The sequence below is a fragment of the Paraburkholderia sp. CNPSo 3272 genome, assembly GCF_024206495.1.
Classification (GTDB): Bacteria; Pseudomonadota; Gammaproteobacteria; order Burkholderiales; family Burkholderiaceae; genus Paraburkholderia.
The window spans coordinates 15280-27037 of the sequence record NZ_JAMBPQ010000034.1 but is presented as its reverse complement, the minus strand read 5'-3'; the positions used below and the strand labels follow the sequence as shown (position 1 = coordinate 27037).

Annotated in this window: 10 protein-coding genes; all 10 read right to left on the bottom strand. The window is 65.3% G+C overall.

The features are described 5' to 3' along the window. Positions 1 to 136: 136 nt before the first annotated feature. A complete protein-coding gene (locus tag M3I53_RS29155; RefSeq protein ID WP_028207796.1) occupies positions 137 to 646 on the bottom strand; it encodes a peroxiredoxin in 510 nt (169 codons plus the stop codon). Between the two features lie 262 nt (positions 647 to 908). Beyond that, positions 909 to 2111 carry a cell division protein FtsZ gene (ftsZ, locus tag M3I53_RS29150; RefSeq protein ID WP_028207795.1) on the bottom strand — a complete coding sequence of 401 codons (1203 nt, stop codon included), beginning with the start codon at positions 2109 to 2111 and terminating at the stop codon, positions 909 to 911. Between the two features lie 141 nt (positions 2112 to 2252). After that, on the bottom strand, positions 2253 to 3485 hold the full coding sequence (gene ftsA, locus M3I53_RS29145; protein ID WP_028207794.1) for a cell division protein FtsA: 1233 nt from the start codon (positions 3483 to 3485) through the stop codon (positions 2253 to 2255). A gap of 27 nt (positions 3486 to 3512) precedes the next feature. Continuing rightward, a complete protein-coding gene (locus M3I53_RS29140) occupies positions 3513 to 4268 on the bottom strand; it encodes a cell division protein FtsQ/DivIB (protein WP_254319291.1) in 756 nt (251 codons plus the stop codon). Between the two features lie 60 nt (positions 4269 to 4328). After that, positions 4329 to 5270, bottom strand: coding sequence for a D-alanine--D-alanine ligase (locus M3I53_RS29135; protein WP_254319290.1), 942 nt, complete (start codon positions 5268 to 5270; stop codon positions 4329 to 4331). 5 nt (positions 5271 to 5275) lie between these two features. Further along, the gene (gene murC / locus M3I53_RS29130) at positions 5276 to 6670 is read right to left on the bottom strand and encodes a UDP-N-acetylmuramate--L-alanine ligase (RefSeq protein ID WP_254319289.1); all 1395 of its coding nucleotides are present in this window, start codon (positions 6668 to 6670) and stop codon (positions 5276 to 5278) included. After that, positions 6667 to 7770 carry an undecaprenyldiphospho-muramoylpentapeptide beta-N-acetylglucosaminyltransferase gene (gene murG, locus M3I53_RS29125; protein WP_254319288.1) on the bottom strand — a complete coding sequence of 368 codons (1104 nt, stop codon included), beginning with the start codon at positions 7768 to 7770 and terminating at the stop codon, positions 6667 to 6669. Before murG ends, murC begins: the two co-directional genes overlap by 4 nt. After that, the gene (ftsW, locus tag M3I53_RS29120; RefSeq protein ID WP_254319287.1) at positions 7767 to 9032 is read right to left on the bottom strand and encodes a putative lipid II flippase FtsW; all 1266 of its coding nucleotides are present in this window, start codon (positions 9030 to 9032) and stop codon (positions 7767 to 7769) included. Before ftsW ends, murG begins: the two co-directional genes overlap by 4 nt. Further along, entirely contained in the window at positions 9029 to 10546 is a 1518-nt protein-coding gene (gene murD, locus M3I53_RS29115; RefSeq protein WP_254319286.1) for a UDP-N-acetylmuramoyl-L-alanine--D-glutamate ligase, read from the bottom strand. The genes ftsW and murD overlap by 4 nt, the downstream gene beginning before the upstream one ends. A 28-nt stretch (positions 10547 to 10574) precedes the next feature. Next, the gene (gene mraY / locus M3I53_RS29110) at positions 10575 to 11744 is read right to left on the bottom strand and encodes a phospho-N-acetylmuramoyl-pentapeptide-transferase (RefSeq protein ID WP_254319285.1); all 1170 of its coding nucleotides are present in this window, start codon (positions 11742 to 11744) and stop codon (positions 10575 to 10577) included. Positions 11745 to 11758: the final 14 nt, after the last annotated feature.

Below are 11758 nucleotides of genomic sequence, written 5' to 3'. Positions count from 1 at the left end.
TGAGGATGGAGGGCGGGCCGATGCCCGGAACGGAGGCGTTCCCGGGGTAATCGGCCCGCTGGCTCACGTAATGGCCTGTCACATTTGCGCAGCAGGTGCACGTTGCTTCAGGGCAACGCCGCGCCCGCGAACGCGCTCATGCGCGGGTCAACGTGGCAAGTATGCTCGCAGCATCGCTCACTTCGAACTTGCCGGGTGCTTCGACGTGCAGCGTCTTGACCACGCCGTCGTCGACCACCATCGCATAGCGCTGGGAACGGATTCCCATGCCCCGCGCCGACAAATCCTGCTCCAGTCCGAGTGCACGAGTCAACGCTGCGCTGCCGTCGGCCATCATGCGTACCTTGCCCGAGGTACGCTGATCGCGTCCCCACGCGCCCATGACGAACGCGTCGTTGACGGACACGCACCAGACCTCGTCGACACCGGCCGCGCGCAGCGCGTCGAAGTGTTCGACGTAACCCGGCACGTGCTTCGCGGAGCACGTGGGCGTGAATGCGCCCGGCAATCCGAAGATCACCACGCGCTTGCCCGCCGCTTCCTTTTGCACGTCGAAGCTGTTCGGCCCCAGCGTGCAACCCTCGCGCGCGTCTTCGACGAACTCGAAGAGGGTCGCTTCGGGCAGCGTTTCACCCTGTTTGATCATGACTCGTCCTTCGCAACGATGCGCAAGCGTGTCGCGCCGGCGTCGTGCAATGTTGGGCAACGATGTACTCCAAGGTTACACAGGAACGCCTGGCGACACCGCGCCTGTCCCCCACGCTCAACGCGTGGCGGGCAACCGTCCCTGCCGCGCATCCTCGCGGATGCGGCCTTGATGGTCTTGCTCGCCTTCATTGCTACGCAGCGCGCTGTCTGTCTGCGGGCGGGGCAACGCGTGCCCTGCCGCAGTCAGATCGGCTCGCGTGTCAGTCCGCCTGCTTGCGCAGGAACGCCGGGATATCGTACGTGTCGACGCCCTTTTCCTGCAGCGCCTGCACGTGCGAAGCCGCGGTGTCGCGCGACGTGCGCCACACTGCCGGCGTGTCGAGCGCGCCGTAGTCGGCCGTGTTGCCGTGGCCGCTGTGCTGCGGTGCGTACGAACCCGCCGGAGCCGGGATCGGCTGGTTGTCCGTGCCCGTGCGCAGCAGTTGCATCGGCGCGGCTTGCTGCTTCTTCGCAGCACGGCCGAGGCCCGTTGCCACCACCGTCACGCGCAGCGCGTCGCCCATCGCGTCGTCGTACACCGCACCGAAGATCACCGTCGCATCTTCCGCAGCATAGCTCTTGATGGTGTTCATCACTTCGCGCGTTTCCGAAAGACGCAGCGAACGGCTCGACGTGATGTTGACCAGCACACCGCGCGCACCCGACAGATCGACGCCTTCGAGCAGCGGGCTCGCCACGGCCTGTTCCGCCGCGAGGCGTGCGCGATCGACGCCGGCAACCGTCGCCGTGCCCATCATCGCCTTGCCCTGCTCGCCCATCACCGTCTTCACGTCTTCAAAGTCGACGTTCACGAGACCGTCGACGTTGATGATTTCGGCGATGCCTGCAACGGCGTTGTTCAGAACGTCGTCCGCGCACTGGAAGCACTTGTCCATCTCGGCGTCATCGCCCATCACGTCGAACAGCTTGTCGTTCAGGACGACGATCAGCGAGTCGACGTGATCCTCCAGTTGCTGCGAGCCGGCTTCCGCCACACGCATACGCTTGCCGCCTTCGAACTCGAACGGCTTGCTCACCACGCCAACGGTGAGAATGCCCATTTCCTTGGCGATCTGCGCGACGACCGGGGCTGCGCCCGTGCCGGTGCCGCCGCCCATGCCGGCGGTGATGAAGACCATGTGCGCGCCGCGCAGTGCGTCGGCGATGCGCTCACGGGCTTCTTCTGCTGCCGCGCGGCCCATCTCCGGCTTCGCACCGGCGCCAAGGCCCGTGTTGCCGAGCTGAATCACGGCCGATGCACGCGAGCGCGAGAGCGCCTGTGCGTCCGTGTTCATCACGATGAAATCGACGCCTTGCACGCCGCGGTTGATCATGTGCTGCACGGCATTGCCGCCCGCACCACCAACGCCTACCACCTTGATGATGGTGCCGTTGGTTTCGGTTTCCAGCATCTGGAATTCCATGTTGCCTCCGTCAAGAAAAAGATTCCGCTCCTCGGCCGTTATCCAGTGGAAGATCGGGCAACCTTCCACTGCGCGCTAGCCGCCGTCACCAGCGCGATTTTCGAAGCTCGTACTTCGCCTTCTGTCCTGCGACTTCTGTACTTAGAAGCTGCCGAGGAACCAGTCCTTCATGCGTGAAAAGACCTGGCCCATCGACCCCGACTGCACTGCAACCTTGCGCCCGCGCATGCGCTGCGAGCGGCCTTCGACGAGCAGGCCCATCGCCGTCGAGTAGCGCGGATTGCGCACCACGTCGGCCAGACCGCCCGCGTATTCCGGCACGCCGATGCGCACCGGCTTCAGGAAAATGTCCTCGCCCAACTCCACCATGCCCGGCATCATCGCGGCGCCGCCCGTTAGCACGACACCCGAGCTCAACAGTTCTTCGTAGCCCGACTCGCGCACCACCTGCTGCACGAGCGAGAAAAGCTCTTCCACCCGCGGCTCGATCACGGCGGCGAGCGCCTGGCGCGACAGCGTGCGTGGACCGCGTTCGCCCAGACCCGGCACTTCGATCATCTCGTCCGGATCGGCGAGCGCCTGCTTCGCGATGCCGTAGCTCACCTTGATGTCTTCCGCGTCGGGCGTGGGCGTGCGCAGCGCCATGGCGATGTCGCTCGTCACCTGGTCGCCCGCGATCGGAATCACCGCGGTATGGCGAATCGCGCCTTCGCTGAAGATCGCGATGTCGGTCGTACCGCCGCCGACATCGACGAGCACCACGCCCAATTCCTTCTCGTCCTCGGTCAGCACCGCCAGCGACGAAGCGAGCGGCTGCAGGATGAGGTCGTTCACTTCGAGGCCGCAGCGGCGCACGCATTTCACGATGTTCTGCGCCGCGCTCACCGCGCCCGTCACGATATGCACCTTCACTTCCAGGCGGATGCCGCTCATGCCAATCGGCTCGCGCACATCTTCCTGCCCGTCGATGATGAATTCCTGCGTGAGGATATGCAGCACCTGCTGATCGGTCGGGATGTTGATCGCCTTCGCCGTTTCGATCACGCGCGCGACGTCCGCCTGCGTGACTTCCTTCTCCTTGATGGCAACCATGCCGCTCGAGTTGAAGCTGCGAATGTGGCTACCCGCAATGCCGGTGAATACGTTAGTGATCTTGCAGTCGGCCATGAGTTCCGCTTCTTCGAGCGCTCTCTGGATAGACTGCACCGTGGCCTCGATGTTCACCACCACGCCCTTCTTGAGACCTTTCGATTCGCTCTGGCCGAGACCGATCACTTCGTAGTGGCCTTCGCCCTTCAATTCGGCGACGACGGCCACCACCTTCGACGTCCCGATGTCGAGGCTGACCAGCAGATCCTTATAGTCTTTACTCATATCGTGCTCGTTGCGTGTGATGTCCTGTTACTTCTTGCCCGGAGCGGGCGTGTCACTGATGAAGCGCATACCGGCCGCCCTTATCGCAAACCCGTTCGGATAACGCAAGTCCGCGTATTCGATCTCTTTGCCCCAACGTTGCGTCACCGCCGACCATGCCGCGATGAGGCGGTGCGAACGCTCGCTCATTGTGTCGGCGTTACGCTCGCGGCCCAACTCCACCTGCATGCCGTTCGAGAGCTTCACCGTCCACGCGTAACGCGGCGAGAGCATTACTTCGTCGGGCGTGAGCCCGAGCGGCGCGAACCACTTCTCCAGGTCGCGGTAGCGCGCAACCACCTCGGGCGCGGTGCCGTCGGGGCCGTCGAACGCGGGCAACTCTTCGTCGAGTTCGCCCTGGTTCGCCGTGAACAGCTCGCCGTCCGTGCTCACGAGCTGATCGCTGCCCCACGTACCCAGCGGTTTGTACTCTTCGAGCGTGACAGCCAGTGCGTTGGGCCACACGCGGCGCACGCTCGCGTGGCGCACCCACGGCATCTGCTCGAACGCGGCGCGCGCCGTATCGAGATCGACCGTGAAGAAGTTGCCCTTCAGCCGGCCGACCACGCTCGCACGTACCGTGGGCGAGTTGATGTGCTCGGTGTCGCCCTCGATGCGGATCTCCCGCAGCGCGAAGTTCGGGCGCTGCACAAGCCAGTAGCAGCCAGCCGCCAGCAGCGCGAGCGCGAGCAGCGCGTGCAACGCGTTGGCGGCAAGGTTGAGCTGGCGTACGTTATTCCACATTTCGAGATTGTCGGTTCAATACCGGTTCGGCAATTCGTCGGTCAGAGATTAATTAGGGGTTCAATCTTTTAGCGTCTGTGCCAGCACGCGTACCACCAGATCGCGATACTCGATGCCCACCGAGCGCGCGGCCTTCGGCGGCAGAGAGTGATCGGTCATTCCAGGCGCCGTGTTCACTTCGAGGAAGTACGCGTTGCCTGCGCCGTCCATCATGAAATCGGCGCGGCCCCAGTCGGTGCAGCCGAGCACGTCGAACGCGCGGCGCGCGAGCTTCTTCAATTCCGCCTCTTTCTCCGGCGCGACGCCGCAGGGAATCAGATACTGCGTCGTGTCGAGGATGTACTTCGCGTCGTAGTCGTAGAACTCACCCGCCGGCACGATCTTGATGATCGGCAGGTCGAGGTCGCCCGCGATGCACGCGGTGTACTCTCCGCCGCCTTCGATGCTCTTTTCCACCAGCACGATCTTGTCGAACTTCGCGGCTTCTTCGAGCGCCGGCACGAGATCGGCTTCCGCCTTCACCTTGATCACCGCCACGCTCGAGCCTTCGCTCGCGGGCTTCACGAAGAGTGGCAGGCCGAGCTTCGCGACGATCTGCGGCGCCCGCGCCGCGTAGTCGTCGCCGCGTAGCACCGCTTCGAACGGCGGCGTGGGAATGCCGAGTTGCTGCCACACGAGCTTGCTGCGGAACTTGTCGAGCCCGAGCGCGGAGCCGAGCACGCCCGTGCCCGTATAGCGAATGCCGTAGAAGTCGAGCGCGCCCTGGATCTGGCCGTTTTCGCCGTAGCCGCCGTGCAGCGCGTTGAACGCGCGCACGAAACCTTCGTCCTTGAGCGCCGAAAGCGGGCGCGCGGACGGGTCGAACGGATGCGCGTCGATGCCGGCGCTCTGCAGCGCCTGCAGCACCAGCGTGCCAGACTTGAGCGACACTTCGCGCTCGGCCGACACGCCGCCGTACAGCACCGCGACCTTGCCAAATTGTTTCGGATCGATACTGCTCATGTCACTCACGCCTTCTGTTCCTGTTGGGCGATTCGACCCGGCACGCCGCCGATCGAACCCGCGCCCATCGTGATCACCACATCGCCGTCGCGCACCACTGCTGCAAGCGCCTCCGGCACTTCATCCACGGTCTCGACGAACACCGGCTCGACCTTGCCCGCCACGCGAATCGCGCGTGCGAGCGCGCGGCCATCGGCTGCGACGATCGGCGCTTCGCCGGCCGCATAGACATCGGTCAGCACGAGCGCATCGACGGTCGACAGCACGCGCACGAAGTCCTCGAAGCAGTCGCGCGTGCGCGTATAGCGATGCGGCTGGAACGCCAGCACGAGACGGCGCTCGGGAAACGCGCCGCGCGCAGCTGCGATCGTCGCGGCCATTTCCACCGGGTGATGACCATAGTCGTCGATCAACGTCCAGGCGCCGCCGCCGTTGACGGGAATCTCGCCATAGCGCTGAAAACGGCGGCCCACCCCATTGAATTCCGCGAGCGCGCGTTGAATATCGGCGTCCTTCACTTCGAGCTCGGTCGCGATCGCAATCGCGGCGAGCGCGTTCTGCACGTTGTGCGTGCCCGGCAGATTCAGCACGATGTCGAGCGACGGCGCGTCTTCGCGCATCACCGTGAAATACATCTTGCCTTCGCGCGCGACCACGTTGACTGCGCGCACCTGCGCGTCGGACGCGAAGCCGTAACGAATGATCGGCTTCGAGACGAACGGCAGAATCTCCTTCACGTTCGGGTCGTCCACGCACAGCACCGCAATGCCATAGAACGGCAGGCGATGCGTGAACTCGATGAACGCCTGCTTCAGGCGCGCGAAGTCGTGCCCGTAGGTGTCCATGTGATCGGCGTCGATGTTCGTAATGACTTCGATCACCGGAAACAGGTTCAGGAACGATGCGTCCGATTCGTCGGCTTCCGCCACGATGAAGTCGCCCGTGCCGAGACGCGCGTTCGCGCCCGCACTGATCAGGCGGCCGCCGATCACGAAGGTCGGGTCGAGCCCGCCCGCGGCCAGCACGCTCGCCACGAGCGAGGTCGTGGTGGTCTTGCCGTGCGTGCCTGCAATTGCGATGCCCTGCTTCAGACGCATCAGTTCCGCGAGCATCACGGCGCGCGGCACGATGGGAATGCGGCGATGGCGTGCCGCGAGCACTTCGGGGTTGTCGCTGCGCACCGCAGTCGAAACGACCACGGCATTCGCACCTTCGATGTTCTCTTCGGCATGGCCGATCGCGATGCGCGCGCCGAGCGCGGCGAGTCGATCGGTGACCCCGTTCTTCGTGAGGTCCGAGCCGCTTACCTGATAGCCGAGATTGACGAGCACTTCGGCGATGCCGCTCATGCCCGCGCCGCCGATGCCGACGAAATGGATATGTTTGACGATGTGTTTCATTGCTTTCCTCCCGCACTTACGCCCGCCACGGCCGCGCAGATACGCGCGACCTGATCGGCGGCGTCGGGTTTCGCGAGCGCGCGAGCGCGCCCGGCCATTTCCGCCAGCGATATTCTGGTCTGATGCCGCAACCAGTCGGCAAGTCCTTCCGCCGTCAGGTCGCGTTGCTGCACCACGAGCGCTGCGTCCTTGTCGGCAAGGAACGCGGCGTTGGTGGTCTGGTGGTCGTCCACGGCGTAGGGGAACGGCACGAAGCATGCCGCCACGCCCACGGCCGCGATTTCGGCCACCGTCATCGCGCCCGACCGGCAGATCACGAGATCCGCGTTCCGGTAGGCGCTCGCCATGTCGTCGATGAACGGCACGAGCTGCACCGTGTCGTTCAATTCGAGTCCGGCGTCGAGATAGTTTTGACGCAAGGCGTCGATGTGCTTCGCGCCCGCCTGATGCACGATGTGCGGACGCTCTTGCGGCGCAAGCAGCGACAGCGCGCGCGGCACCACTTCGTTGAGCGCCGTCGCGCCGAGACTGCCGCCCACTACGAGCACGCGCAGCGGACCGCTGCGCGCGGCGTAGCGCGCCGCGGGCGCGTCGACGTGTTCAAGCGCTTCGCGGATCGGATTGCCGGTCCACTCGGCGTTCGGCAAGGCGCCCGGAAACGCCACGAGCACGCGCCTGGCCAGCTTCGCGAGCACCTTGTTCGCGAGACCCGCAATCGAATTCTGTTCATGCAGCACGAGGGGGCGGCCCGACAGCGCGCTCATCACGCCCGCCGGGAACGTGATGTAGCCGCCCATGCCGAGCACGACGTCGGGCTTCACGCGGCGCAGCGCCGCGAGGCTCTGCGTGCAGGCGCGCAGCAGGTTCAGCGGCAGCATCAGCTTGGTCTTGATACCCTTGCCGCGCACGCCGCCAAAGCGCACGTATTCCATCGTGATGCCGTGCTTGGGCACGAGCGTCGCTTCCATGCCTGCGGGATTGCCGAGCCACACCACGCGCCAGCCCCACTGCTCCATGCGATGCGCGACGGCGAGCCCCGGGAACACGTGTCCCCCGGTGCCGCCGGCCATCACCATGAGCGTGCGCGTTGCTGCGGTCATACCTTGCCTCCGCGCATCAAGACCCGGTTCTCGTAATCCACACGCAACAGCAGCGCCACCGCGATGCAGTTCAGCAAGATGCCCGAGCCGCCATAGCTCACGAGCGGCAGCGTGAGACCCTTGGTCGGCAACAGCCCCAGGTTCACGCCCATGTTGATGAACGCCTGCGCGCCGAACCACACGCCAAGCCCCTTGGCGACGAGCCCCGCGAACGTGCGGTCGAGCGCGAGCGCCTGACGCCCGATCTCGAACGAGCGGCGCACGATCCAGTAGAACAGCAGGATCACGACGAGGACGCCGATGAAACCGAGTTCCTCGCCGATCACGGCGAGAATGAAGTCGGTGTGCGCTTCCGGCAGATAGTTGAGCTTCTCGACGCTGCCGCCAAGACCGACGCCGAACCACTCGCCGCGACCAAAGGCAATGAGCGAGTGCGTGAGCTGATACGCCTTGCCCTGTGCGTAGCGGTCGTCCCACGGATCGAGGTACGCGAAGATCCGCTCGCGGCGCCACGGCGACGCCCACACGAGCAGCGTGAAGGTGCCCACTGCCGTGGCAACGAGGCCGCCAAACAGCTTGCCGTTCACGCCGCCGAGGAACAGCACGCCCATGGCGATCGCGGCGATCACCATGAACGCGCCCATGTCAGGCTCGAGCAGCAGCAGCGCGCCGACCACGCCCACGGCGAATGCCATCGGCAGGAAGCCTTTCGCGAAGCTATGCATGTATTCCTGCTTGCGCACCGTATAGTTCGCCGCGTAGATCGTCACGGCGAGCTTCATGATTTCCGACGGCTGCATGTTCGTGATGCCGAGCGGGATCCAGCGACGTGCGCCGTTCACGCCCTTGCCGATATGCGGAATCAGCACGACCACGAGCATGGCGAGCGAGATGAGAAAGAGCTTGGGCGCGTAACGCTCCCACGTCGAAACGGGAATACGGAACGCAACGAGCGCCGCGATCGTGGCGATCACGAGCGAAACGAGGTGGCGCACGAGGAACGCCCAGTCGCGATACGAGGCGTACTTGGGCGAATCGGGCATGGCGATCGAGGCCGAGTACACCATCACCACGCCAAGGCCCAGAAGCGCGATCACGGCCCACAGCAGCGAGTGGTCGTAGTCGAGCATGCGCGAGCGGCCGGGACGCACGCCGTTGACGACGCTCGCGAGACCGCCCGAGCGCGCGCCGCCGCCCGACGACCCGCCGGCCTGACCGTCTTCGCGCGAGAGGCGCGCACCGAATCGCTCGGACCAGCTCATATCATCGTCCCCCGTTCTGCGGCGATTTCTTCTACGGTGTCGCGGAACACGGCCGCGCGATGGGCGTAGTTGCGGAACATGTCGAGGCTCGCGCAAGCGGGCGAAAGCAGTACGACGTCGCCGGGTTGCGCGAGTGCCGTCGCCGCGCGCGTGGCTTCTTCGAGCGTCGCGTGGTCGGTCATCGCGATGCCGGTTTCTTCGAGCGCCGCGCGGATCTTCGACGCGTCGCGGCCGATCAGCATCACGGCGCGACACCAGCGCGCGACCGGCGCGACGAGCGGATCGAAGTCCTGGCCCTTGCCGTCGCCACCGGCGATCAGCACGGTGCGCTGCGCGAGGCCGTCGAGCGCCGCCACCGTCGCGCCGACGTTCGTGCCCTTGCTGTCGTCCACGTAGTCGATGCCGTCGATCGATGCGATCAGCTCCACGCGATGCGGCTCGCCGCGATACTCGCGCAGACCGTGCAGAAGCGGCGCGGGCGCGAGATCGATCGCGCGCGTGAGCGCGAACGCCGCGAGCGCGTTGGCCGCGTTGTGCAGACCGCGAATACGCAGGGCGTCGGCGGGCATGAGGCGCTTCATGCCGAGGTTCACTGGCGCCGCTTCCTGCTGCTTGCGGCGACGCGGGGAGACAGGCACGTCGGCCGCGTCGAGGTCGTTGGCCTGCACGAGCCACTGCATGCCGTTCTCGCGCAACAGGCCTAGATCGCCGTCGTTCTCGGGCTCGTTCAGGCCGAAGGTCACGACCTTCGCGTCGCCACTCGCCTTCACGCTCGCAAGCGACATGACGCGCGCGTCGTCGCGGTTGAGCACGCGCGTCGTGCGCGGCCCGAAGATGCGGCCCTTCGCGGCCGCATAGGCGTCGAGGCCGCCGTGCCAGTCGAGATGGTCCTGCGTGATGTTGAGGACCGCCGCGGCGTGCGGCTCGAACGTGTGCGCCGTTTCCAGCTGGAAGCTCGACAGTTCGAGCACCCAGACGTCGGGCAGCGCGGTGTTGTCGATGGCTTCGGCGAGCTTGTCGAGCATGGCCGGGCTGATGTTGCCCGCCACCGCGACGCGCTTGCCCGCGCGCTCGCAAAGCATGCCCGTGAGGCTCGTCGTGGTGGTCTTGCCGTTCGTGCCGGTGATGGCGAGCACCTTCGGTGCGTAGCCGCTCTCGCCGAGATGGCGCAGCGCCTGCGCGAAGAGTTCGAGCTCGCCCCACACTTCGACGCCGCGCTCGCGGGCCGCCGCGATCAGCGGCACGAGATCTTCGGCGAGCGGCGAGAGGCCCGGGCTGATTGCGACGAGCTCCACGCCGTCGAGCAGCGCCGTCGTGAACGGACCGCCCACGAAATCGGCGTCGATGCCACGCGCGGCGAGTTCGGGAAGATTGGGCGGCACTTCGCGCGTGTCGGCAATGCGCAGGCGGCAACCATGCCGCGCGCACCAGCGCGCCATCGCGAGACCCGATTCCCCGAGTCCCAGCACGAGCACCATCGGCTTTTGCCGATCCCGAAACTTCTCGCCAAACATCGCTTGCTTCCCTTGCTTACTTAGAGGCTCAACGCAGCTTGAGCGTGGACAGACCGATCAGACACAGCATCAGCGTGATAACCCAGAAACGCACGACAACCTGCGTTTCTTTCCAGCCAGACAGCTCGAAATGGTGATGCAGCGGCGCCATCTTGAAGATGCGGCGCCCTTCGCCGTAACGCTTTTTCGTGTACTTGAACCAGGTGACCTGCAGCATCACGGAGAGCGTCTCCGCCACGAAGATGCCGCCCATGATGAAGAGCACGATTTCCTGACGCACGATGACCGCGATGGTTCCCAGCGCGCCGCCGAGCGCGAGCGCGCCCACGTCGCCCATGAAGACCTGGGCCGGATACGTGTTGAACCAGAGGAACGCGAGCCCTGCCCCGCCCATCGCCGAACAGAAGATGAGCAGTTCGCCGGCTCCGGCAATGTGCGGAAAGAGCAGATACTTCGAGTAGACCGAGCTGCCCATCACATAGGCGAACACGCCGAGCGACGCGCCAACGAGAACGACTGGCATGATCACGAGACCGTCGAGGCCATCGGTGAGGTTCACGGCGTTGCTCGCGCCGACGATCACGAAATACGTGAGCGCGATGAAGCCCCACACGCCGAGCGGATAGCTGATCGACTTGAGGAACGGCAGCAGCAAGTCGGCGCGCGCGGGCAGGCCCATTGAGAGGCCGCTACGCACCCATGCCATGAAGAGATCGAACACGCGCACGTTGCTCGCCTCGGAGACGCTGAACGCGAGATACACCGCCGCGAACAGACCGATCACCGACTGCCAGAAGTACTTCTCGCGCGAAGACATGCCGCGCGGGTCCTTGTAGACGACCTTGCGATAGTCGTCGACCCAGCCGATCGCGCCAAAGCCGAACGTGACGAGCATCACGATCCAGATGAAGCGGTTCGCGAGGTCGCCCCACAGCAAGGTGGAAACCGCGATGCCCAGCAGAATGAGCACGCCGCCCATGGTGGGCGTGCCGGACTTCACCAGGTGAGTTTGCGGACCGTCCGTACGCACGGCCTGGCCGACTTTCATTGCGGTGAGCTTGCGGATCACCCACGGGCCGAGAAAAAGCCCGATCGCCATCGCGGTGATGGTGGCCATCACCGCACGGAACGTCAGATAACTGAACACGCGCAAGAAGCTTGCGTCATTCTGCAGCCATTGCGCCAGCGCCAGTAGCATGCCTTGTATTCCTT

Bases quoted from the DNA above. Each gene is read 5' to 3' on its own strand.
- M3I53_RS29155 (WP_028207796.1), bottom strand. From the start codon at position 646: ATGATCAAACAGGGTGAAACGCTGCCCGAAGCGACCCTCTTCGAGTTC.
- ftsZ (WP_028207795.1), bottom strand. From the start codon at position 2,111: ATGGAATTCCAGATGCTGGAAACCGAAACCAACGGCACCATCATCAAG.
- ftsA (WP_028207794.1), bottom strand. From the start codon at position 3,485: ATGAGTAAAGACTATAAGGATCTGCTGGTCAGCCTCGACATCGGGACG.
- M3I53_RS29140 (WP_254319291.1), bottom strand. From the start codon at position 4,268: ATGTGGAATAACGTACGCCAGCTCAACCTTGCCGCCAACGCGTTGCAC.
- M3I53_RS29135 (WP_254319290.1), bottom strand. From the start codon at position 5,270: ATGAGCAGTATCGATCCGAAACAATTTGGCAAGGTCGCGGTGCTGTAC.
- murC (WP_254319289.1), bottom strand. From the start codon at position 6,670: ATGAAACACATCGTCAAACATATCCATTTCGTCGGCATCGGCGGCGCG.
- murG (WP_254319288.1), bottom strand. From the start codon at position 7,770: ATGACCGCAGCAACGCGCACGCTCATGGTGATGGCCGGCGGCACCGGG.
- ftsW (WP_254319287.1), bottom strand. From the start codon at position 9,032: ATGAGCTGGTCCGAGCGATTCGGTGCGCGCCTCTCGCGCGAAGACGGT.
- murD (WP_254319286.1), bottom strand. From the start codon at position 10,546: ATGTTTGGCGAGAAGTTTCGGGATCGGCAAAAGCCGATGGTGCTCGTG.
- mraY (WP_254319285.1), bottom strand. From the start codon at position 11,744: ATGCTACTGGCGCTGGCGCAATGGCTGCAGAATGACGCAAGCTTCTTG.